This is a genomic window from Bradyrhizobium sp. LTSP857, from assembly GCF_000938285.1.
Classification (GTDB): Bacteria; Pseudomonadota; Alphaproteobacteria; order Rhizobiales; family Xanthobacteraceae; genus Bradyrhizobium.
Genome location: NZ_JYMS01000007.1, coordinates 125,183 through 152,122 on the forward strand (window position 1 = coordinate 125,183; position 26,940 = coordinate 152,122).

Genomic DNA, 26,940 nt, shown 5'->3' on the forward strand with positions numbered 1-26,940 from the left:
GCGCTTTAGGACGGCAGTTCGTCATCGCCAAGCGGCGCCACGTCGCGCGATGCGATCTGGCGGAGCTGGTCGTAGAGATCGGGCGCCTCGCTGGTGCACAGACAAACCCCCTTGGCGGACGGTGCCTCCCCGGCGTTGAGGTAGGCGTGGCCCATGGTGCTGTCGATGTAGATGCCGTCGCCCTCGTCGAGGATCTCCGGCGCGTAGAACTCGGTGTGGACGGCCACGCGTCCGCTCGTCACCAGAAAATACTCCTCGCCGCCATGCCGCAGCAGCGGCCCGAACTCGTCCAGCGAGCGCGCGCGGACTTCGGCCACAATCGGCACCATGCGTTTGCCGATCAGGTCGGTGCATTGATAGGTGTAGGTGTAGAATTTCGTGGTGATGATCTGCCCCTGCCCGCTGCGGCTGATGCTCCGCCGCGCGGTGACCGGCCGGCCCTGTGCAGGGGCCGCAACCGCAGGATTGAACAGCTCCGCGATCTCCATCTTCAGGCCCGAGGTGAGCTGAAGCAGCTTATCGTAGGTCAGCGACATCAGGCCGTTCTCGACCTTGGACAAGGTCGACAGCGCCATGCCCGTCCGCTCCGCCACCTGCTTGAGCGTCAGGCCGCGCGCCTGGCGGGCGGCCTTGAGGCATTGGCCGAGCTGGGAATTGGCCCCTTCGGGCGTCGTGATCTCGCTCATGCAGCAATCCTATCACGTCGCTCGGAAAAACTATTGGCCGATCCATCTAATCTTTTCGGCGTAGCGCACATCCAGATACCTCCTGCGGCGACATCCTGAGCATCCGAGCCAGGATTTGCGCATGAAATGGCCGGATTTGGCGAAAATTGGTGCTGGAACGCACTTTCCGATATGCTAAATTATTTTCACAATCCTGAAAGGAGCTGGCGTTTGTCAGGACTTTGCGACACGAGCGCCGTTGAGCTGCGCCGTCTGCTGGCCGCGCGGACGATCTCGCCCGTCGAGCTGCTCGACGCCTGCCTGTCGCGCATCGCCACGACCAATGCCGCCGTCAACGCGGTCGTGACGCTCGACGAACCGGGCGCGCGTGCCGCGGCCAAGGTGGCTGAAGCCGCCATCCAGCGCGGGGAGGAAGGTGGCGCGCTGCACGGGCTCCCTGTCCTCATCAAGGATACCCAGGACACCGCCGGGATGCGCTCCACCTATGGCAGCCCGCTGTTGCGCGACAATATACCCGCCGCCGACCAGGGCTCGGTCGCGCGGCTGCGCGCAGCCGGTGCCATCATCTTCGGCAAGACCAACACGCCGGAATGGGCGGCGGGCGGCAACACCCGCAACCCTGTTTTCGGCGCGACCGGCAATCCCTTCGATCCCATGCGCTCGGCGGCCGGCTCCTCCGGCGGCTCGGCGGTGGCACTCGCCTGCGGCATGGCCCCGCTCGCCTCGGGCTCCGACACCGGCGGGTCATTGCGCAATCCGGCAGGCTTCTCCGGCATCGTCGGCATGCGCCCCTCCTACGGCCTCGTGGCCAGCGAAAAGCGTGCCTTCGGCTGGTCCAATTTGTCGACCGACGGCCCGATGGCGCGCAATGTCGCCGACACCGCGCTGATGCTGTCGGTGTTGGCGAGCGACGATGTCCGCGATCCGCTCGCCTACACGCTGCCGGGCGAGCCCTTGCGTGGACGCGCTGAGCGCTGGACCGCGCCGCGTCCCGCAGACCTCGGCAAGCTACGTCTCGCCTTCACTGAGGATTTCGGCTTCGCACCGACCGAGCAGGCCATCCGCCGCGTCTTCCGCGATCGCGTGAAAAAGCTTGCGCCGTTGTTCGCCGAATGCCGCGAGGCCACGCCGGACTGCTCAGGCGCCGACGATGCCTTCGCCGTGCTGCGCGCGGGCCTGTTCCTGGCGATGCACGGCAAGAACTATAAAGAGCGGCCGGAGATGCTCGGTCCGAATGTCCGCGCCAATGTCGAGGAAGGCCTGAGCTACACACTCGAAGACCACGGGCGCGCCGCGACGACGCAGACGCGAATCTATCGCGCCTACCAGACCTTCTTCGCAAGCTGCGACGTGCTGATCAGCCCGACCATCACGCTGAGCCCGCGGCCCTGGTCGGAGCTCTATCCGGCCGAGATCGACGGCGTGCCGACAAAATCCTACTTCCACTGGCTCGCGCTCGCCTATGCCGTCACGCTTCCCGGCCACCCCGCGATCAGCATTCCGCTCGGCCGCGATGAAGCCGGCCTGCCCTTCGGTCTCCAGATCGTCGGCCCGCGCGGTGGCGACGCCATCGTGCTTGCCGTTGCCGCGAGCATCGAGGCTGCGTTCGCCGGCGATGCGCAATTGTGCCGGCCGGTGCCCGACCTGGCGCAACTCGCCGTGGCGCCACCGCTGTCGGCCGCGCCGGGCTTCCTCACCTGGGAATAGATCCACAAGCAGGCCAGGACCGCCGGGGCGCCAGCAAATCGGAGTTGAGCATGACCGACTTGTCGAGGCGCAAGACCAGCATCATCGCGTTCGTCATGCTCTATGTCGCCTATTGCATCTCCTACATCGACCGCGCGGCGATCTCGCTGGCGCTGGCGCAGATCGGCAAGGACTTCAATCTCCAGGCCGCCGATCTCGGCATCGTCATCAGCGCGTTCTTCTTAGGTTATGCCGCGATGCAGGTTCCGGGCGGATGGCTCTCCGACCGCTTCGGCTCGAAATACGTGGTGATCGTCACCATCGTGATGTGGTCGCTGTTCACGGCCTTCACCAGCCTCGCCTGGTCATTGACCTCGCTGATCGCCATCCGCTTCGTCTTCGGCATCGCCGAGGGCGCCTTTCCGCCGGCGAGCATTCGCGCCATCGCGGAGGTGTTCAAGAAGGACAGCCGGCCAAAAATGGCGGCGCTGCTGTTGTCGTCGAACTATGCCGGCAGCATGGTCGCGCCGCTGATCATGGCGCCGCTGATCCTCTGGCTCGGCTGGCGCCATGCCTTTAACACGATCGGCATTGCCGGCATCGTCTTCGCGGTGATCTATTTCGTCTTCGTCCCGTATCTCGGCCGCTCGGGCGAGACCAACGCGGGCGCGGCGGCGAAGGCCGAAAGCCGCGCGCCGATGCGCGAGCTCATGAAGAATCCGCTGCTGTGGCAGCTGATGGTGGTGTGGTTTGGTCTCAGCTGCGTCAACAAGGGCCTGGATTCCTGGATGCCGCTCTATCTGCTCCAGCAGCGCGGGCTCGATCTCAAGACCGTCGGCATCGTGGCGCCGATCCCGTTCGTGATGGCAACGATCGCGACCGCGATCGGCGGCTGGGTGATGACGACGTTCTTTGACGAGCGCGAAAAATATCTCCTGATCGGCAGCTCCGCGTTGACCGGCACCTTCCTCTACGCCATGTACAAGGCGGAGACGATCACGGTGCTGATCGCCTACCAGTCACTGGTCTATTTCTTCAAATCCTTCGTGCTGGCCGCTGTGGTTGCGCTTCCGACAAAACTGCTCCGCGACGACCAGATCGGATCGGGAGTCGGCATGGTCAATCTCGGCGGTCAGAGCGCAGGCTTCGTCGCACCGGCGGCGATAGGCTTCATCGTGACCGGAACCGGATCGTTCGATGCGGCCTTCGGCTTCCTGGTGGCGATGACGGCGCTGTCCGTCGTCGTCGCCGCGACCATCAACACCGCGCAGCCCAAGCTCGCGCAGCAACCGGCCTGACAGGAGTTTTGCCGATGCAAAGCGCAATCGTTCTCGGCGGCGGCATGGTGGGCGTGGGTGCGGCGTTGCATCTGAAGCAGCGCGGCTGGTCGGTCACGCTCGTCGACCGCAGGGAGCCGGGCCGCGAGACCAGTTACGGCAACGCCGGGATGATCCAGGCGGAGGCGGTGCGGCCCTATCCGATGCCGCGCGACCTCGCCACGCTCCTGAAGATCGCGACCGGCCGGACCAACGACGTGCGCTACAGCTTCTCGTCGCTCCACCGCCACGTCGAGCCCCTGCTCCGCTATTGGTGGCATTCGGCGCCGAAGCGGCATCGCGAAGCGATCGAGGCCTGGGCGCGCCTGATCGCCTATGCGACGCCCGAGCATGACATCCTGATCCGCGAGGCCCATGCCGACAATCTGATCCGCCGCGCCGGTTATCGTGCGCTCTTTCGCGATCCCGCTGCGTTGGACCACTCGATCAAGGACGCCGAACAAGACCGGCGCGAATTCGGCGTGAATTTTCGCGTGCTGTCAGGCAGCGAGCTCAACAAGGCCGAGCCGATCCTGCGCGACGATCTGCCCGGCGCCATCCACTGGCTCGACACCTGGACCGTGTCCGATCCCGGCGCGCTGGTCACGGCCTACGCTGACCTCTTCCTGCGCCTCGGCGGCACAATCGTGCTCGGCGATGCTCAGTCGCTGCAACAGACTGCGACCGGCTGGTCTGTCGCTACGGACCAGGGACGCATCGATGCTGCGGCGGCCGTCGTGACGCTCGGGCCGTGGTCGCCCGATCTGTTGCACAAGTTCGGCTATCGCATCCCCCTGGTGCGCAAGCGCGGCTACCACATGCATTACAGCGGCGGCGCATCGCTCGATCTGCCTCTGGTCGACAAGGGCCGCGGCTACGCCATGGGCCCGATGGCCAAGGGCATCCGCATCACCACTGGCGCGGAGCTGACGGGACCGGATGCGCTGGCAACGCCGGTGCAACTCGCAAGCGCCGAGGCCTCGGCGCGCGAGCTGCTCGACCTCGGCAAGCGCGCCGAGCCGGAGCCGTGGTTCGGCACCCGCCCCTGCACGCCCGACATGGTGCCGGTGCTCGGCCCCGCCCCGCGCCACCGCGGCCTCTGGATGAATTTCGGCCACGGTCACCAGGGCTTTACGCTGGGGCCCGCGACCGGACGCCTGCTCGCGGAGATGATGAGCGGCGAGACACCGTCGATCGATCCGACGCCGTACCGGCCGGAGCGGTTCTAGCTCTCGGCTGTCGCGGCAAGGACCGCGAGCGCGGCCGACAGCCGCATCAGCGGGTCGTCCCATTCGCGTGGCCTGCGCTGGCGGAACAGCCGCATGGTCGGATACCAGGGGCTATCCTCGCGATCGCGCAGCCAGCGCCAATCGAGCGCGTAAGGCGTCAGCATCCACACCGGACGGCCGAGCGCGCCGGCAAGATGCGCGACTGACGTATCGACGGCGATGACGAGATCGAGCGCCGCGACGGCTGCCGCCGTATCGGCGAAATCGCCGAGCATGGGCGCGAGATCGATGACATCGTTACGAAGCGCCGCCAGCACCTCGCCATCCTCGGGGCGCGGCTCCTTTTGCAGGCTGTAGAGCTGCACGCCCGGCATGACGAGGCGCGGCAAGACGGCCTCGGCCGACAGCGATCGCTGCCGGTCGCCCTTGTGCCTGGGATTGCCGGCCCAGGCCACGCCGACCTTGAGCCCTGCCACGCGACCAAGCGCGGCACGCCAGCGCAACAATTTTTCGCAATCCGGATGAAGATACGGAATGTCCGCGGGCAGATTATCGAGCGTGGTGCCAAAAATGCGCGGCAGGCTCATCAGCGGCAGTTGCAGATCGAACGGCGGCAGCACTTCGCCGCGCGTGATCACGGTGACATCGGGCAGCTGCCGCAGCAGCGAGGCGAGCGCGGGCTGCACCTGCAAAATGATCTTGCCGCCCTTCCCCGTCACCATCGGCAGATAGCGCACGAAATGCAGGGCATCGCCGAGGCCGTATTCGGCAAACACCAGCAATGTGCGACCTTCGAGCGGCTCGCCCTGCCATTCCGGTTCGTTGAAGGTCGGATCGCCGTCCGACAGCGTCTTGCATTTGCGGCGCCACCGATAGGCTTCGAACCCCTCGGCGAAATGGCCGTTCATCAGCAGGAAATGCGCGTGGTTGTATTGCGCGAGCGGCTGCTCCGGAGCGAGCGCAACTGCGCGGGCCGAGACCGTGAGCGCCTCGTCGATCTCGCCGGCATTGCGCAGCGCGACCGCGAGATTGGCGTGGCCCTTGGCATAGGCGGGATCGGCGGCAACAGCACAGCGATGTGCGGCAACGGCGTCAGCGACGCGCTCCTGCTTCTCGAAGATGATGCCGAGATTGGTATAGGCCGGTGCGTGATCGAGCTTGAGCAGCAATGCGTGCTCACAGGCCGCAACGGCGTCGTCGAGCGCGCCGAGATCGGAGAGGCAGGCACCGAGATTGGTGGCGACCATGTGATCCGCCGGATCGAGCGCGAATGTTTGCCGGTAAGTCTCGGCAGCCTCGTGCAGATGACGGGCCTCGTGCAGGACGAGGCCAAGCAGGCGCAGCGCCGCGATGTTGTCCGGCGCGAGCGCGATAGCGCAGCGGTACTGGACGATGGCGTCCTCGAGCAACCCTTGCCGATAGAGCGCGGCGCCGAGATTGCAGAGCAGTCCGACATCATCCGGATCGACTTCCAAGCCGCGACGATAGGCGGCCACGGCCTCGCCGAGCCTGTTCTGGTCAGCAAGGACGTTGCCGAGATTGAGCCAGACGCCGTGATAGCCCGGCTCCCGTGCGATCACGGCGCGATAGGCGTCCTCCGCCTCGGCCAGCCTTCCCTGCTCTGCAAGCGCGACGGCGAGGTTGAAGCAGGCCCGCGTCAGATGGGCATCGAGCGCGATCGCGCGGCGATAGGCGGCCTCGGCCTCATCGAAGCGCGACAGCTCGCCGAGCGCCACGCCGAGCTTGTTGTGCAGACCGGCATCGTCCCCCCGCCGGCGCAGCGCGCGTTGGAACGCCGCCACCGCCCCCTCGTGCTCGCCCTTCACCGCAAGCGCGTCGCCGAGCGTCACCAGAGCCGGCGCATGGTCGGGATCGAGGTTGAAGACGCGGTTCAGCAGTGCGGCGCCGTCGGCGGCACGGTCGGTGACGAAGGCGGCCACGGCGGCCAGATGCAGCGCCGGCACATGATCCGGCTCTGCCTTCAAAACTTCCGCGCAGAGCGCATCCGCCTGATCCGGCCGACCCGCCGAAAAATGCTTCGCCGCCTCCAGCACAATCCGATTCACAGCCGTATTGCCCACGATACCGCCCGCCCCTTCGACGTCAGAGATGCGGGTTAAACGGACGAGATCGCAAATTCCGTCAGTCGGCGCGCTCAGCCAACACGGCCTTGATGCGCTCGGCGTCCGCAGGCGTTGCCGGATTGTAGACGACCATGCCGAGATCGGGCCGGCCGTCGACGGCGAAGGCCGAATATTCGAACGCGATCGGGCCGAGCACGGGGTGGCGCAAATGCTTGACGCCCTCGCCATAGCTGCGGACGTCGTTGTCCGCCCACAGCCGCGCGAAGTCCGGGCTGAGACCGCAGAGCTCGTCGACGAACTCGGCGACATGCGAGACAGCGCCGGCGCGCGCTGCATCCGCCCGGAACGCCGCGACCACGAAGCGGGCCACGCTCTCCCAATCATATTGCGCGGCGCGCACACGCGGCTCGCAGAAGATCAAGCGCAGGATGTTGCGCCGTTCCGGCGCGAGCTTTGCGTAATCGGTCAGCACAACCGTCGCCGCGCGATTCCAGGCGACGACGTCCCAGATCGTCGTCCGGATGATCGCCGGGCTGGTTTCCAGTGCGTCAAGCACGCGCTGGAGCCGCGGCGAGACGCTTTCGGATGCCTGGTAACGAACCGCCGGCGGGCGGCCGAGCCCGATCAGAAACAGATGCTCGCGCTCGACATCGGTCAGCATCAGCGCGCGGGCAATGCGGTCGAGCACGTCCGCCGATGGCGCGCCGCCGCGGCCCTGCTCCAGCCACGTGTACCAGGTCGGGCTGATATTGGCGCGCTGCGCCACCTCCTCGCGCCGGAGCCCGGGGGTGCGCCTGCGGCTGCCGCCAAAGCCGAACGCCGCCGCATCCAGCCGGATGCGGCGATCCCTGAGATAGGCTCCGAGCAGGTTCTCGCTGGTGGTCTCGCTCATCCTGTTAGCTATTATACCCTGATAATATCACTACTTTACCCGGATAATTCTAGCGCAGATGGTCGTCTCCACCAACCCTCGATCGATCCTTGGAGATTGCCCATGCGTGCATTTGTCACTGGCGCCACCGGCTTTGTCGGCTCGGCCGTCGTTTCGGACCTGATCGCAGTCGGCCATCGCGTGCTCGGCCTTGCCCGCTCTGATGCGGGTGCCGCAGCGCTGATCGCGATGGGGGCTGAGGTCCATCGTGGGTCGCTGGAGGATCATGCCTCCTTGCGCAGCGGCGCGGCCGCATCGGACGGCGTGCTCCACCTTGGCTTCAACCATGACTTCTCGAAATTCCAAGACAATTGCGAGCTCGACCGCCGTGCCATCCTCGCCCTCGGCGAAGAGCTCAAGGGCTCCGAGCGCCCTCTCATCGTCACATCCGGCGTTGCGCTCCTGGCTCCCGGCCGTCTTGCGACCGAGGACGATGAGTCCGCGCACCGCTTTCCGCGCGTATCGGAATCGACGGCACTGTCGCTTTCCGGCGTCCGCGCCGCTGTGGTCCGGCTTCCGCCGACGACCCATGGCGAAGGCGACCATGGTTTTGTCCCGATCCTGATCAACCTGGCTCGCCAAAAGGGCGTGGCGGCCTATATCGGCGACGGGATGAACCGCTGGCCGGCCGGCCACCGCTTCGATGCCGCGCGCGTCTATCGGCTTGCGCTCGAGCAAGGCGCAACTGCACCGCGCTATCACGCGATTGCCGAGGAAGGCATCCCGTTCAAGGCGATCGCGGAGGTGATCGGCAAAAGGCTTGGCGTGCCCGTGGTCTCGAAATCGCAGGACGAAGCGGCCGAGCATTTCGGATGGTTCGCGCAATTCGCAGGCGTCGACGTGCCGACGTCGAGTGCGAAGACCCGCGCCTTGCTCGGCTGGGTGCCGAAAGAGATAGGGCTGATCGAGGATCTCGACCAGCCCTACTATTTCAAAGTCTGACGGCTGCTTGCAGATCAGTCCGTTGTAACAGCGGTTTCCATGTCCGACGGATCGATCTGCTGGTTCAGCCGCGCGTTGAGCTTGTCGCGATCAAGCTCGCCTTCCCACCAGGCGACGATCACGCAGGCCACGCCGTTGCCGCATAGATTGGTCAGCGCGCGGCATTCGCTCATGAATTTGTCGATGCCGAGCACAATCGCCATGCCCGGCACGAGCCGCGGATCGACCACGGCGAGCGTTGCTGCCAGCGTGATGAAGCCCGCGCCGGTAATGCCGGAAGCCCCCTTCGAGGTCAGCATCGCCACGACCAGGATCGTGAGCTGCTGGCCGAAGGTGAGATCGAAGCCCAGCGCCTGCGCGATGAACAGCGTCGCCAGCGTCATGTAGATGTTGGTGCCGTCCAGATTGAACGAATAGCCCGTGGGGACCACGAGGCCGACCACCGATTTGGAGCAGCCGAGCCGTTCCAGCTTCTCCATCAAGGACGGCAGCGCGCTTTCCGACGACGAGGTGCCGAGCACGATCAGGAGCTCGTCCTTGATGTAGGCCAGGAACTTGAAGATCGAGAACCCTGCGATCCGCGCGATGGTGCCGAGCACCACGAGCACGAACAGCGCGGCGGTCAAATAGAACGTCGCGATCAGCCCCATCAAATTGAGGATCGCGCCGGTGCCGAACTTGCCGATGGTGTAGGCCATCGCGCCGAAGGCGCCGAGCGGCGCCGCGCGCATCACGATCGAGATGACGCCGAACACCGCATGCGCGGCATCGTCGATGAAGCTGCGGATCACATGGCCGCGCTCGCCGAGCCCCATGATGGCGAAGCCGAACAACACCGAGAACAGCAGCACCTGTAGGATCTCGCCTTGTGCGAAGGCGCCGACCACGGTGTCGGGAATGATGTGCAGGATGAAGTCGACCGACCTCTGACCTTCGGCCTGCTTGGCGTAGTTGGCAACGGCCTGCGCGTTGGCCGCCGCACTGCCGAAGCCTGCGCCCGGCTTGACGAGGTTGCCGATAACGAGGCCGATCACCAGCGCAAAGGTCGAAACGATTTCGAAATAGACCAGCGCCTTGACGCCGATGCGTCCGACTTTCTTGGCGTCCTGGATATGGGCGATGCCCGAGACCACGGTGCAGAAGATGATCGGCGCGATCACCATCTTGATCAGCTTGATGAAGCCGTCGCCAAGCGCCTTGATCCAGTCGTTGGTGGCAATTTGCGGCCAGAGCCAGCCGACGATGGCGCCGAGCACGATGGCGATCAGCACCTGGACGTAGAGAATTTTATACCACGGCTTGGCGGCGCTGGGTGCGACCGGCGCCCCAACGATCGTTGTCGTCGTCATTGTTTCACTCCCCCTCAAACTCCACGGCCAGCCAAGATCAACTTGGCCGGCCCTGTCAATTGGAACTGATCGGATTCGGACGCTTTACCCGCGACGATCGATGATGCGGCGCGCCGCCGGCATCAATGTCGCACCCAGCGCGTTCTTGACCAGAGAGGCCGCGATGAACGGCGCGACGCCGACCTGCCAGGCCTTGGCGGCACCAAGGCCTAAGGCCAGCCAGCCGAAGCCTGCGGCGAAAATGACGATGTGGCCCACGGCCATCGCCGCGAACAGCAGGACCACGCTGCGATCCCAGCCCCTCTCGGCCAGCCAGCCGGTGACGAAGGCAGCGGCAACAAAGCCGAACAGATAGCCGGCGGTCGGGCCAACCAGCGGCGCAAGTCCGCCGACAGGGCCGGCGAAGACCGGCAGTCCCATCGCGCCCTCAGCGAGGTAGGCGATCATGGTTGCGCTGCCAAGGCGCCAGCCATAGGCCGCGCCGATCATCAGCACGACCAGGCTCTGCAACGTCATGGGCACGTAGGGCAGCGGCAGATTCACCTTGGCCGACAGCGCCATCAGCGCGGTGCCGAGCGCAACCAGCACGACCGCGCGCAAGCTGCCGACGGTTTCGCCCGGGCGGGTCGGCCACAACAGTGCGGCGAGAGGAAAATGCGGCGTGGCGGCGGACTGGGCGGTTCGGTCAGACAAGATGCACTCCGGAAGGCTGTTCGAAACTGGCGGCTATTTAAGCCAGTGAGCGATCCGGTCAACAGCCTCGCGCATCTCCGCAGCCGAGCGTGCATAGGAGAATCGTATGAACGAGCGGCCATGGATGGGATCGAAATCGACGCCCGGGGTGGCCGCAACATGGGCCTGTTCCAGCATCTTCTTGGCGAAGTCGAAACTGTCGGAGGTGAAGTCCGAGACGTCGGCATAGAGATAGAATGCGCCGTCAGCAGGCAGGAACCGGGTCAGGCCGGCCTTGGGCAATCCCTCGATCAAAATGCGGCGGTTTTCCTGATAGCCGTGCTTGATTTCCTCCATCTCGGCCGCGCCGTCGAAGGCAGCTTCAGCCGCGATCTGCGACAGCGACGGCACCGAGATCGAGAGGTTCTGCTGAAGCCGTTCGATGGGGCGCACCAGGATTTCGGGCACGACCATCCAGCCGACGCGCCAGCCCGTCATGCAAAAATACTTCGAGAACGAATTGATCACGAGTGCGTGCTCCGACAGCTCTGCCGCCGTCACCGCCGGAAACGCATAGTCGAGCCCGTGATAGATTTCGTCCGAGATGAAACGGATGCCGGCGTCTTCGGCAGCCGCTATCAGGCCAGCGAGCGCTTCTTTGGACATCATCGTCCCGGTCGGATTGGCGGGGCTGCCGACCAGCACGCCCTTCAGCGGCGCCTTGCGATGGGCGGCAAGCAAGGCCTCGCCGGTCAGCGCGTGGCGCGTCTCGTTCGTGGTCTCGATCAGCACCGGCTCGCAGCCGAGCGCAGTCAGGATATGCCGGTACGGCGGATAGCCCGGCACCGTCACCGCGACGCGATCGCCGGGCTCGAACATCGACAGGAACGCCAGGATGAAGCCGCCGGAGGAGCCCGTGGTGACCACGATCCGATCGGGGCTGACGGTGCAGCCATAGGCATCGCGATAATGCCGCGCGATGCGCTCGCGCAGACTGGGGATGCCGAGCGCGGAGGTATAGTCGATCCGTCCGGCTTCGAGCGCTGCATGAGCAGCCGCAATCGCGGTCTTCGGCGCACCAGCCGCGGGCTGGCCGACCTCCATGTGAATGACATGTCCGCCGGCCGCCTCGATCCGGGCCGCCGCGGCCATCACGTCCATCACCATGAACGGGGGAACATCACTGCGGCGGGACGGCTCGAGCCACTGCCCCACCCGGTTCCTCAATGTCGCATCGTGCATCGATTTCTGCTATTTCGCTGGCGGACCGGCCCGTTCGGTCCGTGAAACAGGGCTCTTGCGCCCCAGACTGGCCGCATTGTACGGCTCATAAGGGCATATCGCGTATCCGGTCCGCCGCCAATCACCAAAAACCAGCTGCTTTTGAAGCCGTTTGACCCAGACCGTTTGATGTTGCTCCAGATCGCATTGCGCAAGAAGGCCTCCGCCCTCACCGCCCTCGTCACGGCGGCTGCGATCGCGCTGCTGCCGGTCCCGGCGACGCAGGCGCAGGAAGGCCGCGGACCGCCGGTCCTGCGCGACACCGAGACCGAGCAGTTGCTGCGTGAATACACGCGTCCGATCCTGCGGGTTGCCGGTCTGGAGAAGCAGAACATCCAGATGGTGATCATCAACGACAACTCGTTCAACGCGTTCGTCGCCGATGGCCACCGCATCTTCGTCAATTACGGCGCGATCCTCCAGTCGGAGACGCCGAACCAGATCATCGGCGTGCTCGCGCACGAGACCGGGCATCTGGCGGGCGGCCATCTGTCCAAGATGCGCGAGCAACTCGCCAACGCCCAGACACAGATGATCATCGCCATGCTGCTGGGCGCAGGCGCCCTGGTCGCAGGCGCCAGCCGCGGCTCGAGCAGCGCGGGCAATAACGGGCTCGCCAATGCGGGCGCGGCCGCGATCGCCGGACCGCAGGAGATGATCCGCCGCTCGCTGCTGTCCTACCAGCGCCAGCAGGAAGAGAACGCCGACCGCGCCGGCGTGAAATTCCTGACCGCGACCCAGCAATCGCCGAAGGGCATGTACGAGACCTTCAAGCGCTTCACCAGCGAGAGCCTGTTCGCGGCCCGCGGCGCCGATCCCTATCTCCAGTCGCACCCGATGCCCGCCGAGCGCGTCGCGGCGCTCCAGGAATTCGCCAGCACCAGCCCTTATTGGGACAAAAAGGACGATCCCGCGCTCCAACTCCGCCATGACATGGTGCGCGCCAAGATCTCAGCCTTCATGGAGCGGCCAGAGCTGGTGTACCGCCGCTATCCCCTGACCAACGACGGCATGCCGGCGCGCTATGCCCGCGCCATCAGCACCTATCTGCACGGCGATTTACGCAGCGCGCTCGCCCAGATCGATCTGCTGATCCAGGCCCAGCCGAACAACCCGTATTTCTACGAGGTCCGCGGCCAGGCGCTTCTGGAGAGCGGCAAACCGGCCGATGCCATCGCTCCCCTGCGCAAGGCTGTCGCACTATCAAACAATGCGCCGCTCATCGAGATGTTACTTGGGCAGGCTCTGGTTGGAACCGATAATAAGACGTACACGGACGACGCCATCCGGATTCTCCGTGCCGCTGTGGTGCGCGAGCCCGAAGCCCCGCTCGGCTACATGCAGCTCGCGATGGCCTATGGCCGGAAGGGAGACTATGCCGAGGCGGATCTCGCGTCGGCCCAGGCCGCCTTCTTGCGCGGCGACAACAAGACCGCCCGCGAGCTTGCCACGCGCGCGAAAACCCGTTTCGCCGTCGGCACGCCCGGATGGGTCAAGGCCGACGATATCGTGGCGTCGAAACCGCCGCGCAACTAGACGATGCCTGATCGCCACATCTGCCACCATGACGTCACGACGCTACGCTTAAGTCCGCCGGGACGTTTTTTCGAGACCTGCTCTGGATAAGAGGATTTGCCAATGCCTTCGCTGCGCCTGCTTGCTTCCGCGCTGTTTGCGCTCGCCATCTTCGGCGCAACGGGACCGGCTTCGGCCGACAGCTTCTCCGGCGCCCAGCGCACCGACATCGAGGCGATCGTCAAAAACTACCTCGTCACCCATCCCGAGGTGCTCGAGGAGGCGATGGCAGAGCTCAGCAAGCGCCAGGCCACCGCGGAATCCGAGAAGCACGAAGCCAGCATCGCGCAGAATTCCGACGCGATCTTCAATTCACCGCGCCAGGTCGTGCTCGGCAACAAGGACGGCGACGTCACCTTCGTCGAGTTCTTCGACTACAATTGCGGCTACTGCAAACGCGCGATGAGCGACATGCTCGACCTCATGAAGGCCGATCCCAAGCTCAAGGTCGTGCTGAAGGAATTTCCGGTCCTGAGCCAGGGCTCGGTCGAAGCAGCACAGGTCGCCGTCGCCGTCCGCATGCAGGATCCCTCCGGCAAGAAATATCTCGACTTCCACCAGAAGCTGCTTGGCGGCCGCGGCCCAGCCGACAAGGCGCGCGCGCTTCAAGCGGCCAAGGAAGCCGGCCTCGACACCGCGAAGATCGAGAAGGACATCGCCAGTCCCGAGGTGCGCACCACCATCGAGGAGAACTTCAAGCTCGCCGAAGCGATGGGCATGAACGGCACGCCGAGCTACGTGATCGGCAAGCAGATCGTCGTCGGCGCCGTCGGCCTCGATGGCCTCAAGGAAAAGATCGGCGTCGCCCGCTGCGGCAAAGCGACCTGCTAACAAGGCGACTTGCTGATCGCGCTTTTCACAACATCATTCATGCGACGAGGCCGGCTGAAAAGCCGGCCTTTTCGTTTGTGGTGTTGCTGTCCGCGATCGTGTCGCAAACCCGGCGCGCGCATTCATCTGGCGTTCAACAAACAAATCCCCCGGAACCGAAGATGTTCCGGAACTCCTGATACCTCCTTTCGTTGTTGGCGCGGGCAATGACGCAAAATAAACACGTGAGGAGAAATTCAATGTCGAACCGCTTTATGATCTCGGTCGCCGCGCTTGCACTGTTCGTCGGCACCGGTCTGGCGAACGCACAAGGTACGATGAAGAACGACAACGGCGGCGCCGGCGCGCAGCCGACGCAGCATTCGCAACCCGCCGGCGGTGCCGCCGAGCGCGGTGGCGCGATGGGCAAGGAAGCCGCTCCCGAGAAGGGCACTGTTGGTCAGGCTGGCGGCTCCATGAAGCCGGGCGGCGCGGCCGAAGAGAAGTCGCCCGGTGCGATGGAGAAGTCCGGCGCCACGGAGAAATCCGGCGGGATGGAAAAGTCCGGCGCGATGAACAAGAACGCGGCTGAGGACAAGGCCGGCGCCCCCAAGGGCCAGCGCACCGACGAACGCGCGCAGGGTCAGATGGACAAGTCCCAGATGGACAAGTCCAAGAGCACGGAGACTGACACCAAGAGCGGCAACATGAACGCTCAGACCAAGGGCGCGGAAACCAAGGGCGCGGACAGCAAGTCGCAGACCACGACCGGCAACGCCTCCGCGACCGCTGCTGCACCGCCTGCCGAGAAGCGGAGCCAAATCTCAACGGCGATCAAGTCGACCAAGATCGAAGAGACCACGAACGTCAACTTCAACATCTCGGTCGGCTCGGCTGTCCCGTCGACCGTCCGTTTCCACCCGCTTCCGCCCCAGATCGTCGAAATCTATCCGGAGTGGCGCGGCTATGACGTGATCTTCGTGCGCGGCCAGTACATTATCGTCCGTCCTCAGACGCACGAGATCGTCTACATCATCGAGGGTTAAGCCGCTCAACTTGAGCTGTTTGCCAAACGAGGCCCCTGCCGGGAGATCGGCGGGGGCTTTCGGCACTCCGCCCTCCCTTTCCGACAGCCACGCTTCAGACTGGTTAACAAGCAATTTCCGTAGCTTCCGCACAGATTTTTGCACCCCGGATGAGCTGCCTGAAGCCACCTGGGAGGCCCTTCAAGGCTTCCCCTAGGACATTTTGTTACCTATAACCCCCGCCACGCCGAAGCACCTGCCGGGTTAGGAATGGCTGAACCAGCAACCGACACGATCCTCGTCCTGAACGGGCCGAACCTCAACATGTTGGGGACGCGCGAGCCGGAGAAGTACGGCCATGCCACGCTGGCCGACGTCGAGGCGCTGTGCCGGGCGACGACGGCGCAATTCGGTCTCAAGGCCGACTGCCGGCAGTCCAACCGCGAGGGCGAGCTGATCGACTTCATCCACGAGGCGCATGCCCGCAAGATGAAGGGCATCATCATCAATGCCGGCGGCTATTCCCACACCTCGATCGCGCTGCACGACGCGCTGCTCGCGGTGCAGATTCCGACCGTCGAGGTGCACGTGACCAACATCCACGCCCGCGAGAGCTTCCGTCACCACTCCTACACCGCGCGCGCGGCCTTCGCCTCGCTCTGCGGCTTCGGCATCGAGGGCTATCGCCTCGCCATCCAGGGCCTTGCCGCCAAGCTCGGCATCAAGCCCAAAGCCTGACGCTCCCTCAATCACACAGAACATTCGGATCAAAGAACATGGCGCGCCAGCCAGACGACAAAGCAGCCGCAAAGTTTTCCAGCGAGGATTCCGCGCTCGTCCGCGAACTCGCACTTCTGCTCGATGAAACCAGCCTCACCGAGATCGAGATCGAACGTGCGGGCCTGCGCCTGCGCGTCGCCCGCAACATCAGCGTTGCCGCGACCATGCCCGCGCCGATGGCGTATGCGGCCCCCGTGCCGGTCACTGCGACGGCCGCCGCACCTGCGGCTGCTGCGGCAGACATGTCAAAGCATCCGGGCGCAGTGACCTCGCCGATGGTGGGCACCGCCTATTGGGCGCCGGAGCCGGGTGCAAAACCGTTCATCGAGGTCGGCTCGAAGGTCTCGGTCGGCCAGAACCTGCTCATCATCGAAGCCATGAAGACCATGAACCAGATCCCCTCGCCGCGCGCCGGCACGGTGACCCAGATCCTGGTCGAGGACGGCCAGCCCGTCGAGTATGGCGAGCCCTTGGTGATCATTGAGTAACGGCATTCAGTAAAGGCTTGGGGCGGCGCAGCCGCCCTCGCCGCTTTCCGCGCGCCATTCGTCCCTTAAGGACACCATGTTCGACAAGATCCTCATAGCCAATCGCGGCGAGATCGCCCTTCGCATCCTGCGGGCCTGCAAGGAGCTCGGGATCGCGACCGTCGCCGTGCACTCCACCGCCGACGCCGACGCCATGCATGTGCGTCTGTCGGATGAGAGCGTGTGCATCGGGCCGCCGCCGTCGAAGGACAGCTATCTCAACGTGCCCGCGCTTCTCGCGGCCTGCGAGATCACCGGCGCGGACGCGGTGCATCCCGGCTACGGCTTTCTTTCGGAGAACGCCCGCTTCGCCGAAATCCTTGGCGAGCACAATCTGCATTTCATCGGTCCCAAGGCCGAGCATATCCGCCTGATGGGCGACAAGATCGAGGCCAAGAAGACCGCCAAGAAGCTCGGCATCCCCGTGGTGCCCGGCTCCGACGGCGGGGTCGGCCCCAGTGACGACGCGATGGCGATCGCCAGGAAGATCGGTTTTCCCGTGCTGGTGAAGGCTGCAGCCGGCGGCGGCGGCCGCGGCATGAAGGTCGCGCAGAGCGAGGCGGACCTTCAGGTGGCGCTGTCGACGGCGGCCAATGAGGCGAAATCCGCCTTCGGCGACGCCTCGGTCTATCTGGAAAAATACCTCCAGAAGCCACGCCATATCGAAATCCAGATTCTCGGCGACGGCCGTGGCGGCGCGATCCATCTCGGCGAGCGCGACTGTTCGCTCCAGCGCCGTCACCAGAAGGTCTGGGAGGAAGGCCCCTCGCCGGTGCTCGCAGCAGCCGCGCGGGCCAAGATCGGCGAGACCTGCGCGAAAGCGATGCGCGAGATGAAATATCTCGGCGTCGGCACCATTGAATTCCTGTTCGAGGACGGCGAGTTCTACTTCATCGAGATGAACACCCGCATCCAGGTCGAGCATCCCGTCACCGAGAGCATCACCGACATCGATCTCGTGCTGGAGCAGATCCGCATCGCCGCCGGCGGCGAGCTGCCGGCCAAGCAGAGCGAGATCCAGATCATCGGCCATGCGATCGAATGCCGCATCAATGCCGAGAACCCGCAGACCTTCCGTCCCTCACCGGGTCGGATCACGCAATATCACCCGCCGGGCGGGCTCGGTGTGCGCATCGATTCCGCGGTCTATCAGGGCTACACCATCCCGCCCTATTACGACTCGCTGGTTGGCAAGCTGATCGTCCACGGCAAGACCCGCGCCGAGTGCCTGATGCGGCTGCGCCGGGCGCTGGACGAGATGGTGGTGGAGGGCATCGAGACCACACTGCCGCTGTTCCGCGACCTGGTGCGCCAGCCCGCCATCATCGACGGCGACTACCATATCCATTGGCTCGAACAGTATCTGGCCGGCCAGACGGAACCGACCGCCAAATAATTCTCACCTCACCCTATGGAACCCTTTGTCTCCAATCGCATTATGGACGTTTGGGGACTGTTCCAAGGGGACGTTTTGAACTCCGCGACACCTAACAAGGCGAGACCGTCGTGACGGCTGGGGAACAGCGGCGGCGCACATTTTGGCAGATCCTGCTGTTCGCGGCAGGACTTCTGGTGCTGACCGTGATCAGCGCCGGCTCCGTCTATCTCGTCAACAAGGCCCGCGACGACAGCAAATGGGTGGTTCACACCCTCGAGGTGGAGAACCAGATCAATGCGCTGCTGCTCGAAATCCGGCGCGCCGAAAGCGGCGCGCGCGGGTTTCTCCTGACGCACAGTGCGGATTTCAAGACTGACCATGACAAGGCCGTGGCGGCCATCATACCCGTCCTCGACAGGATCACGCGTCTGACCGGCGACAATCCGGCGCAACGCGACAACATCGAGAAACTGAGCGCGGCGATCGAGACCCGGCTTGGCCAATTCGCCCAGGAAATGGACTTCGTCCGGCAGAGCCAGCCGGACAAGGCCATCGCGATGGTCCGCGAGGCCGCCGCTGCCAATACCACCTCCGCAATTGGCAGTGTCGCAGGCGCAATGATCCAGGAAGAAGAGGGACTGTTTCGGCTGCGCTCGACGAACGCCGACCGCAGCCAGACGCTCGCCGCGTCGATGACCGGCATCGGCTCCGGCCTTGTCGTGCTGCTGACGTTGATCTCGATCTGGCTGGTGCGGCGCTCCGCACGCGCCCGCGACGACGCCGAGCTACGCTTGCGGGATGCCAATCTCAATCTGGAGGCGACCGTCGACGAGCGCACCGCAGACCTGCGCGAGGCCAACGACGAGATCCAGCGCTTCGCCTATATCGTCAGCCATGACCTGCGCTCGCCACTGATCAACATCATGGGCTTCACCAGCGAGCTCGAAGAGCTCGGCGGCGACATTTTCCGTCGCATCGGCGGCCTCACCCATGTCCCGGCTGATGGGCCGCCGCTGCCCTCTGGTGAGGTCAGGCTCGAAGACCCCGACAGGCAGCTTTCGGGTGATTTTTCCGAAGCTCTCGGTTTCATCAAGTCGTCGATCGCCAAGATGGACCGACTGATCTCGGCGATCCTCAACCTCACGCGCGAGGGCCGGCGCGAATTCGAACCCGTCAAGATCGACACGCGCGAGTTGATCGAGACCATCGTGTCAACGCTGGCGCACCAGGCGGCCGAAGCCCAGGCCGAGATCCACATCGCCCCCCTGCCGAATATCATCAGCGACCGCCTTGCGCTCGAGCAGGTATTCTCCAATCTGATCGACAATGCGATTAAGTATCTCAAGACCGGAATACCCGGCGAAATCAGAATTCGCGGGCGCACCAAGCTCGGCTACGCTATCTTCGAAATCAGCGATAACGGCCGCGGTATCGATCCGAAGGATCATCAGCGGATTTTCGACCTGTTTCGTCGTGCGGGAACCCAGGACAAGCCCGGTCAGGGGATAGGTCTTGCACATGTCCGTGCACTTGTGCGTCGTCTCGGCGGCACCATGTCGGTATCGTCGGAACTGAATACAGGCAGCACCTTCACGATCACGCTGCCGATCACCTGGAACACCAGCAACCGGAACGCAGATCGATGACCCAGCCTGTCAGCATCATCATGATCGAGGACGACGAGGGACACGCCCGGCTGATCGAGCGCAACATCCGTCGTTCTGGCGTGAACAACGAGATCATCTCGTTCACCAACGGCACCGATGCGATGAAGCACCTGTTCGGCGCCGACGGCAGCGGGCTTGTTCAAAAGGGCAATGCCCTCCTGATCCTGCTCGACCTCAACCTGCCCGATATGAGCGGGATCGATATCCTGAAGCAGATCAAGGAAAACAAATATCTCAAGGCGTCGCCCGTGGTGGTGCTGACCACGACCGACGACTCCCAGGAGATCAAGCGCTGCTACGAGCTCGGCTGCAACGTCTACATCACCAAGCCCGTCAACTACGAGAATTTCGCCAACGCCATCCGGCAGCTTGGCCTGTTCTTCTCGGTCATTCAGGTCCCGCCCGCCGCCACATGACCCAGCACACACCGACACTGCTCTATATTGACGACGACGGCGCGCTGGCGCGCCTGGTCGACCGCGGCCTGACGCGACGCGGGTACAAGGTCATCCATGCCGCGAGCGGCGAGGAAGGCCTCGATCGTATCCGCCGCGCGGAGACGGACGGCTGCATCGACGTCGTGGCGCTCGATCAATATATGCCCGGCCTCGACGGGCTCGAGACGCTCGAACAGATCATGGCGATCCCAGATGCCCCGCCGGTGGTCTTCGTCACGGCGTCGCAGGATTCCAGCATCGCCGTCACCGCGCTGAAAGCGGGTGCGGCCGACTATCTCGTCAAGGACGTCAAGGGCGACTTCATTCCGCTGCTGCACGTCGCGGCCGAAGGCGCGCTGCGCCAGGCCGCATTGCAGAAGGCGCGCGACGAAGCCGAAGCCGAGGTTCACGCCTCGCGCGACCGCTACGCGGCGCTGGCCGCCGAGCGCGAACTCCTGCTGCGCGAGGTCAACCACCGCGTCGGCAACTCGCTCCAGATTATCGCCTCGCTCCTGCACTTGCAGGCAAGCTCAGCCGGGCAGGAAGAGGTCAAGGCCGCGTTGACCAATGCGATGGGCCGCGTCGCCGCAGTCGCCCAGGTGCACCGCCGCCTCTACACCTCGCAGGATCTGAAGAGCGTGATGCTCAACCAGTATCTGGACGCGTTGCTGGAGGATCTGCGCCGCTCGGCCGAAGGTAACCGAATGTCGCGCCTGACGGTGAAGGCCGAAGCGGTCGAGATTGACCCGGACCGTGCGGTCGCCGTCGGCATCATCGTCAACGAGCTGGTGATGAATGCGGTGAAATACGCCTATCCGGACGGTGCCGGCCCGATCCATGTCGAGTTGACCTCGCAGGGCGATGATCTCCTGCTGTCGATCACGGACGACGGGGTCGGTGACAACGTCAAGGCCGATCCGCGCTCGACCGGCATGGGCCAGCGCATCGTCGCGGCCATGGCCTCCAAGCTCGATGCCTCCGTCGAGCGCGATCCCGCGCATTCCGGAACCCGCATCACTCTGAGGTTCCGCGGCGTGCCCGCCGCGCCCGGCAAGGCGAACAGCGCCGCTGCGGGTTGATCCTCGCCAAGCAATCGCCCCCATCGCACGCGCATCGCGATCCTGCTATTGTCGTTGACCATGACTTCGCGCGACTCTGCCTCGTCTGAAATCACGCCGGCCGTGCTGCTGCGCGCCTATGCCTGCGGCATCTTTCCGATGGCCGAGAGCGCCGATGATCCGACCCTGTTCTGGGTCGAGCCGGAAATGCGCGGCGTGATCCCGCTCGAAGGTTTTCGCGTGGCCTCGCGGCTTGCCCGCACCGTGCGTTCGGATGCGCTTCGCGTCACCGTCAACACCGCGTTCAAGGCGACCATCGCCGGCTGCGCCGCGCCGCAGGCCGGACGCGAAGACACCTGGATCAACAAGCGCATCCGCGACCTCTATGGCGGCCTGCACGAGCTCGGCCATTGCCACAGCGTCGAGGCTTGGCAGGGTGACGATCTCGTCGGCGGCCTCTATGGCGTCAGCCTGGGGCGTGCCTTCTTCGGCGAGAGCATGTTCCACACCGCGCGCGACGCGTCCAAGGTCGCGCTGGTGCATCTTGTCGCACGGCTCATCCATGGCGGTTTCGAGCTGCTCGACACGCAATATGTCACCGAGCATCTGAAGAGCTTTGGTGCGGCGGAGATTTCGCGGCGGCGCTACACCGGCCTGCTCGACAAGGCGCTCGCCGGCGAGCCCGGCGATTTCCTCAGACTGTCCGCCGGCGATGCGATCCCCGGCGCACGCGCGCTCGAAATCATCGCCTCGCGGCAATAATCAGAGGGATTACCGGCCGAACCCGGGGAAGCCGAACAGGCCCGGCTGCTGCCGTGGTGGCGGAGGCGGCGGGTCCGGTTGCTGCTGCGGTGGTGGCAACGGCTGCGGCGGACGTTGCTGCTGCACGGCTTGCTTGGGCGCGGCCTTCTTCTGTGCCGGAGGCGGCGCTGTCGGCGCGGGCTTGGTCGCGGGATCGGGTGCCGCGGTCGCAATGGTCTGCTGCGGCTCTTTGCAGTCGGTCAGCCAGATGTCGTAGATCGGGTGCTCGACGCCGTGCAGGCCGGGGCTCGCGGCATACATCCAGCCCGAGAAGATCCGCTTCACCTCGCCCTGCAAGGTGATCTCGTCGACCTCGACAAAGGCATCCGTGTTGGTGGCCTCCGTCGCGGGGCGCGTGTAGCAGGCGTCGGTCTTCACGCGCAGCGCGCCGAACTGCACCGTCTCGCCGATCTCCTCGTCGAAATTGATGATGCGCCCGGTGATCTTGTCCAGGCCCGAGAAGGTCGCCTTCTTGTTCACGATCTTCTGGGCCGGCGGCTCGGTGACGACCTCGTCGCCGGGCTGGAGGCTGGCCGGCGCCTGCGGTATGGCGCCCTGCTGCGTCCCGCCCTTCTGCTGGGGCTGGCGCTGGCCAGGGGCTCCGGGAGCGACTCCCGGCTGCGCGTTTTGCGGATTGGGCGGCGCAACCGCCACCGACGGCGGCTGGTTCGGCGGGGCGACGGTTGAGCCCGGCGGCGGCGCCAGCGGCTGAGTCTCGACCGGACCCGGCATCACATTGCCTTGCCGGCTCGGCGGCGGGATGGGGCGCGACGGCAGCACACGGCCCTGCGGCGGCAGTTCCGGCACCTCTTCGTCGTCGTCGGGAGTTGGCTGCGGTTGCGGCTGCCCGCCACGAGGGATGCTCCCCGGCGGCCGCAGCGGCGGCGGATCGGAGAAAATCGTGCCGATCTGCGCCTGCGCAGGTGTCGCAGCCGTCAGCGCGGTGGCGGCCAAAAGCGCCGCAAGACCTGTCAGGGTAATGGTTCGAAACATAATCTCGCGCGGCTTCAACAGCGAATCGGGTTCGTTGGACATTCTACAGGGGATACCGCCGCTCGCAGGCCCTCCGGTTAACACGGCGAATACGGCGGGGAAAGGGCGGCATCCCAGCCCTGCCCGCCGCCGGCTGGCCAGACCGGCAGCCGGATGGGATAGTCCGAAGGCTCCTCCCCGGGGCCGAGGCGGGCATCGCCGTCCGAAAACGACGTCCAACCAGAACCAGAAACCGCAGGACCTCTCCGCCATGCCCGTCGTGCTCGATCCCGATGCCGCCGCCGTCTACAAGGCGTTCCAGGAGGCCGGCCGGCCCGCCTACGAGACCCTGACCGCACCGGAAGCGCGCGACTACTATTCGCAGGCGCGCTTTGCCACCAATCCGGAAGCACCGGAACTCGCCCGCGTCGCGCCGCTGTCGATCCCGGCACAGCACGGCGCGATTCCCGCGCGGATTTATGTGCCGAAGGAGCCGCGCCTCAAGAACGGGTTGGCGCCCGCGCTGGTGTTCTTCCACGGCGGCGGCTGGGTGATCGGCGATCTCGACTCCCATGACGTCGTATGCCGCCAGCTTGCCGATGCCGGCGCATTGATCGTCATCTCCGTCGATTATCGGCTCGCACCCGAGCACAAATTTCCCGCGGCAACCGACGATGCGATCGCCGCGACCAAATGGGTCGCCGCGAATGCGCGCGAGCTCGGCATCGACGCATCCCGTCTCTCGATCGGCGGCGACAGCGCCGGCGGCAATCTGACCGCGGTCACAGCCCTCACCGCGCGCGATGGCAACGGCCCCAAGATTGCGGGCCAGGTGCTGATCTATCCCGCCGTCGATTTCGCCTTGACCCACGGCTCCCACAGCGAGCCCGAGACCAGCGTGTTGCTGACGCATTCGGTGATCCGCTGGTTCCGCCACCACTATCTCAACGGCTCCGCGGACATCCACGACTGGCGCGCCTCTCCGGCGCGCGCGACGACGCTGGCCGGCTTGCCGCCCGCCTATGTGCTGACCGCCGGCGCCGATCCGCTGCGTGACGAGGGCGATGAGTACGCCGCACGCCTGAAGCAGGCTGGCGTGCCCGTCACCACCAAGCACTTCCCCGGCCAGTTCCATGGCTTCTTCACCATGGGCAAGCTCTTGCGAGAGGCCAACGTCGCCGTGAGCGAGATCGGCACGTGGCTGAAGGGATTGGGTTAGCGTAGTCCTGTAGCCCGCATGAGCGACAGCGACATGCGGGACCGCTATCACCACACGGAAAGACCTGTCCCGGATATCGCTTCGCTCATCCGGGCTACACGCCGACGATGCCCTGACCGAGATGCTCCGCGTTCTTGAAAATCTCTTCGTCATTCCCCTTCGCGGCCTGACCTGGCTCGGCGGCCAGGGCACGCGCGCGGTGGCGGCGGTCGCGTTCATCGCCGTTGCAGTGCCGCCGCTCGGCGCGCTGCTGCGTCCCTACGTCACCGAGGCGATCCTCGGCCTGCTCTGCATCTCCTTCATGCGGGTCGATCTGGCGGCGCTCTACGGCCATCTGCGCCGGCGGGCGCTGGTTGCGACCGCCACGGTCTGGACCACGATCGGCGTGCCGCTGATCGTCGGGCTGATTGCGCACGCGACCGGGCTCGACAGAAGCGCCCCCGGGCTCTTCCTCGCACTGATGCTCCAGAGCATGGCCTCGCCGATGATGGCAGCACCAGCGCTCGCGGCGCTGATGGGGCTCGATGCCACCCTCGTCCTGGTCACGCTGGTGACCGGGACAGCAGTCGTCCCGTTCACCGCGTCGCTGTTCGCGAGCCTGTTTCTCGGCGGCATGCTCAGCATCTCACCGCTTGTGCTCGGCGCAAAACTGCTCGGGATCCTCGCAATATCGCTATTCGCCGCGACCATGATCCGCTGGCTGTTCGGCGCCGAGGCGATCCAGCGCCACAAGCAGTCGATCGACGGCTTCAACATCATCATCCTCTTCATCTTCGCATCCGCGATCATGGGCGACGTGGCGCACGACTTCATCGCCGATCCCCTGTTCACGATCGGCATCGCGGCCCTTGCATTTGCGGTCTATTTCACGCTGCTCGCCGTCACGACCTTGCTGTTCCGCCGCATCGGCTACGAACGCGCCTTCGCCGTCGGGCTGATGGTGTCGCAACGCAATCTCGGGCTGATGCTCGCCGCGACCGCGGGCGCCCTGCCAACCACGACCTGGCTCTATTTCGCGCTGACGCAGTTTCCGATTCACCTTGCACCGTATCTGCTGACGCCGATCGCCCGGCGGGTGACGGCATCGGCAGATACGTCCGGTACGGCGCCCGCGGGCGGGACGACCTTATCGAGCTGACACCCCATAAGGCCAATCGGAGCGGCCTCAACTTGTTCTGTCGCGCCAACTTCGCCATCAGCGAAGGGGGCCGCTCACTCTGTTGCTGCCCGCAGCTCCGTACGGTTGAGCGCTGCACCATTGAGAAGTGGTATTTAGATCCCAAGCCCACTTCTTTCCGGCTGCCGCGCAAGCTTCGAAGCTGGCCCACTTGGGAGGCCAAGGCTCACCTGGATTCCATACCGGCTCTGTCTGTAGTTTCTGGATCTTTTGGGTAACGCGGGCATTCGCCGGCGCCACCGACAAGATCGCGACAACGAAACCCATGGACAAAAGTGCCGAGACTTTCATTGCTATGTCCTCCCAGATTTCCAGGACAGCAAACGCTATCCCAAGAGGTATGATAGCATATTTTCAACCAATGGGATTCCCGGACGCGGGTCTCCTGACTAACCCGCCCGCGCCGCGCGCCGCAGCGCTTGTGGCGGTTGGCCGAAGGCGCGGATGAAGGCGCGGCGCATGCGCTCCGGATCGCGGAAGCCGGTCGCCTCTGCCACGAGCTCGATCGCCTCGCGCGAGGATTGCACGCGCTCACGGGCAACCTCGATCCGCAGCCGCTCGATCGCCTTCGACGGCGTCGTGCCGGTCTCGGCGGCAAAGGCGCGCGCGAAATGCCGTGCGCTCATGCCGGCGCGATCGGCAAGATCCTCCACCGTCAGCGGCGCGTCGAGATTTTCCCGCGCCCAGGACAACAGCGCACCGAAGCGGCCATTCGGCGTCTTCAACTCCAGCAGCGAGGAGAATTGCGACTGGCCTCCACTGCGGCGATGGTAGAGCACGAGCTGGCGCGCGGTCTGTTGCGCGATGTCCTCACCATGGTCTTCAGTCACCATCGCGAGCGCGAGGTCGATGCCGGCGCTAATGCCGGCCGACGTCCACACATTGCCGTCGCGGGTGAAAATCTGGTCCGGCTCGAACTTCACCTTGGGATAGCGCGCGACGAAATCGCGCGTGCGGCCCCAATGCGTGGTGGCGCGGCGGCCGTCGAGCAGACCAGCTTCGGCCAGCACGTAGGCGCCCGAGCAGACGCTGGCGACCCTTACGCCGCGCCGCGCCAACCGCTGCACGAAGGCGCGCGTGACCGAGCAGCGCGCCGCGTCCGTCACGCCCGCACCGCCCGCCACGACCAGCGTCGTGATCACATTGGCCGACTTGAAATCGCGCGCCACAATCTCGACGCCGGACGAGCTGCGCACCGGCCCCGCCTTCAGCGCCAGCACCCGGATTCCGGGTGTCGTTTTGCCGCTGGCACGCGCAGCGATCTCGAACACCGAGATCGGGCCGGCCGCGTCGAGCAGCTGGAAGTCCGGGAAGATCAGGACGCCAATCATGGTCATG

24 protein-coding genes are annotated in these 26,940 nt (G+C 65.1%); 16 read left to right on the plus strand and 8 right to left on the minus strand.

Annotated elements, in window-relative coordinates:
• Positions 1–5: 5 nt before the first annotated feature.
• Positions 6–686 carry a helix-turn-helix domain-containing protein gene (locus tag UP06_RS02050; protein WP_045000049.1) on the minus strand — a complete coding sequence of 227 codons (681 nt, stop codon included), beginning with the start codon at positions 684–686 and terminating at the stop codon, positions 6–8.
• A gap of 210 nt (positions 687–896) precedes the next feature.
• Here UP06_RS02050 and UP06_RS02055 point away from each other — a divergent pair, with 210 nt between their 5' ends.
• From UP06_RS02055 to UP06_RS02065, 3 genes are read left to right on the plus strand one after another with little or no spacing between them, the layout of a single operon-like run.
• Positions 897–2,393, plus strand: a complete 1,497-nt coding sequence (locus tag UP06_RS02055; RefSeq protein ID WP_045001057.1) for an amidase — start codon at positions 897–899, stop codon at positions 2,391–2,393.
• 50 nt (positions 2,394–2,443) lie between these two features.
• Positions 2,444–3,670 carry an MFS transporter gene (locus UP06_RS02060; RefSeq protein WP_045000050.1) on the plus strand — a complete coding sequence of 409 codons (1,227 nt, stop codon included), beginning with the start codon at positions 2,444–2,446 and terminating at the stop codon, positions 3,668–3,670.
• Between the two features lie 14 nt (positions 3,671–3,684).
• A complete protein-coding gene (locus tag UP06_RS02065) occupies positions 3,685–4,917 on the plus strand; it encodes an NAD(P)/FAD-dependent oxidoreductase (RefSeq protein WP_045000051.1) in 1,233 nt (410 codons plus the stop codon).
• Here the strand turns inward: UP06_RS02065 and UP06_RS02070 are convergent.
• Together UP06_RS02070 and UP06_RS02075 are read right to left on the minus strand one after the other, a co-directional pair.
• Complete coding sequence (locus UP06_RS02070; RefSeq protein ID WP_245305376.1) at positions 4,914–6,983, minus strand: tetratricopeptide repeat protein; 2,070 nt, start codon at positions 6,981–6,983, stop codon at positions 4,914–4,916. The two genes, UP06_RS02065 and UP06_RS02070, sit on opposite strands and share 4 nt — an antisense overlap.
• A gap of 76 nt (positions 6,984–7,059) precedes the next feature.
• Positions 7,060–7,893, minus strand: coding sequence for a helix-turn-helix transcriptional regulator (locus tag UP06_RS02075; protein WP_045000054.1), 834 nt, complete (start codon positions 7,891–7,893; stop codon positions 7,060–7,062).
• Between the two features lie 102 nt (positions 7,894–7,995).
• Here UP06_RS02075 and UP06_RS02080 point away from each other — a divergent pair, with 102 nt between their 5' ends.
• A complete protein-coding gene (locus tag UP06_RS02080; protein ID WP_045000056.1) occupies positions 7,996–8,874 on the plus strand; it encodes an SDR family oxidoreductase in 879 nt (292 codons plus the stop codon).
• 14 nt (positions 8,875–8,888) lie between these two features.
• On the opposite strand, the gene UP06_RS02085 is transcribed toward UP06_RS02080, so the two are convergent.
• The 3 genes from UP06_RS02085 to UP06_RS02095 all read right to left on the minus strand — a co-directional run bounded on the left by UP06_RS02085 (position 8,889) and on the right by UP06_RS02095 (position 12,137).
• The gene (locus UP06_RS02085) at positions 8,889–10,223 is read right to left on the minus strand and encodes a dicarboxylate/amino acid:cation symporter (RefSeq protein WP_045000058.1); all 1,335 of its coding nucleotides are present in this window, start codon (positions 10,221–10,223) and stop codon (positions 8,889–8,891) included.
• Between the two features lie 84 nt (positions 10,224–10,307).
• The gene (locus UP06_RS02090) at positions 10,308–10,859 is read right to left on the minus strand and encodes a biotin transporter BioY (protein WP_045000060.1); all 552 of its coding nucleotides are present in this window, start codon (positions 10,857–10,859) and stop codon (positions 10,308–10,310) included.
• A 90-nt stretch (positions 10,860–10,949) separates the two neighbouring features.
• On the minus strand, positions 10,950–12,137 hold the full coding sequence (locus UP06_RS02095) for a pyridoxal phosphate-dependent aminotransferase (RefSeq protein WP_045000062.1): 1,188 nt from the start codon (positions 12,135–12,137) through the stop codon (positions 10,950–10,952).
• A 168-nt stretch (positions 12,138–12,305) separates the two neighbouring features.
• Between UP06_RS02095 and UP06_RS02100 the strand changes: the two genes are divergently transcribed.
• From UP06_RS02100 to aat, 10 genes are all read left to right on the plus strand, one after another.
• Entirely contained in the window at positions 12,306–13,712 is a 1,407-nt protein-coding gene (locus UP06_RS02100; protein ID WP_045001059.1) for a M48 family metalloprotease, read from the plus strand.
• A gap of 102 nt (positions 13,713–13,814) precedes the next feature.
• Positions 13,815–14,582 carry a DsbA family protein gene (locus tag UP06_RS02105; RefSeq protein WP_045000063.1) on the plus strand — a complete coding sequence of 256 codons (768 nt, stop codon included), beginning with the start codon at positions 13,815–13,817 and terminating at the stop codon, positions 14,580–14,582.
• A gap of 239 nt (positions 14,583–14,821) precedes the next feature.
• The gene (locus UP06_RS02110) at positions 14,822–15,607 is read left to right on the plus strand and encodes a DUF1236 domain-containing protein (protein WP_045000064.1); all 786 of its coding nucleotides are present in this window, start codon (positions 14,822–14,824) and stop codon (positions 15,605–15,607) included.
• A gap of 249 nt (positions 15,608–15,856) precedes the next feature.
• Entirely contained in the window at positions 15,857–16,324 is a 468-nt protein-coding gene (aroQ, locus tag UP06_RS02115; protein ID WP_045000065.1) for a type II 3-dehydroquinate dehydratase, read from the plus strand.
• Between the two features lie 38 nt (positions 16,325–16,362).
• Positions 16,363–16,854 (plus strand): acetyl-CoA carboxylase biotin carboxyl carrier protein, encoded by a 492-nt coding sequence (gene accB / locus UP06_RS02120; RefSeq protein ID WP_045000067.1) that lies wholly within the window; start codon positions 16,363–16,365, stop codon positions 16,852–16,854.
• Between the two features lie 76 nt (positions 16,855–16,930).
• Positions 16,931–18,289: an acetyl-CoA carboxylase biotin carboxylase subunit gene (gene accC / locus UP06_RS02125; RefSeq protein ID WP_045000069.1), complete on the plus strand. Its 1,359-nt coding sequence runs from the start codon at positions 16,931–16,933 to the stop codon at positions 18,287–18,289.
• Positions 18,290–18,399: 110 nt separating this feature from the next.
• The gene (locus tag UP06_RS02130; RefSeq protein WP_045000071.1) at positions 18,400–19,917 is read left to right on the plus strand and encodes a sensor histidine kinase; all 1,518 of its coding nucleotides are present in this window, start codon (positions 18,400–18,402) and stop codon (positions 19,915–19,917) included.
• Positions 19,914–20,354 (plus strand): response regulator, encoded by a 441-nt coding sequence (locus UP06_RS02135; protein WP_045000073.1) that lies wholly within the window; start codon positions 19,914–19,916, stop codon positions 20,352–20,354. Before UP06_RS02130 ends, UP06_RS02135 begins: the two co-directional genes overlap by 4 nt.
• A complete protein-coding gene (locus UP06_RS02140; protein ID WP_045000075.1) occupies positions 20,351–21,454 on the plus strand; it encodes a sensor histidine kinase in 1,104 nt (367 codons plus the stop codon). The genes UP06_RS02135 and UP06_RS02140 overlap by 4 nt, the downstream gene beginning before the upstream one ends.
• Before the next feature lie 60 nt (positions 21,455–21,514).
• Complete coding sequence (aat, locus tag UP06_RS02145; RefSeq protein WP_045001061.1) at positions 21,515–22,195, plus strand: leucyl/phenylalanyl-tRNA--protein transferase; 681 nt, start codon at positions 21,515–21,517, stop codon at positions 22,193–22,195.
• A 9-nt stretch (positions 22,196–22,204) separates the two neighbouring features.
• Here the strand turns inward: aat and UP06_RS02150 are convergent, their stop codons facing one another.
• On the minus strand, positions 22,205–23,269 hold the full coding sequence (locus UP06_RS02150; protein ID WP_045000077.1) for a DUF2155 domain-containing protein: 1,065 nt from the start codon (positions 23,267–23,269) through the stop codon (positions 22,205–22,207).
• 208 nt (positions 23,270–23,477) lie between these two features.
• On the opposite strand from UP06_RS02150, the gene lipP1 reads away from it, so the two are divergent.
• Positions 23,478–24,425 carry a LipP1 family hormone-sensitive lipase gene (gene lipP1 / locus UP06_RS02155; RefSeq protein ID WP_045000079.1) on the plus strand — a complete coding sequence of 316 codons (948 nt, stop codon included), beginning with the start codon at positions 23,478–23,480 and terminating at the stop codon, positions 24,423–24,425.
• Positions 24,426–24,546: 121 nt separating this feature from the next.
• Positions 24,547–25,563, plus strand: coding sequence for a hypothetical protein (locus UP06_RS02160; protein WP_045000080.1), 1,017 nt, complete (start codon positions 24,547–24,549; stop codon positions 25,561–25,563).
• 428 nt (positions 25,564–25,991) lie between these two features.
• Here UP06_RS02160 and UP06_RS02165 read toward each other — a convergent pair whose 3' ends face one another.
• The gene (locus UP06_RS02165; protein ID WP_045001063.1) at positions 25,992–26,933 is read right to left on the minus strand and encodes a GlxA family transcriptional regulator; all 942 of its coding nucleotides are present in this window, start codon (positions 26,931–26,933) and stop codon (positions 25,992–25,994) included.
• Positions 26,934–26,940 lie beyond the last annotated feature (7 nt).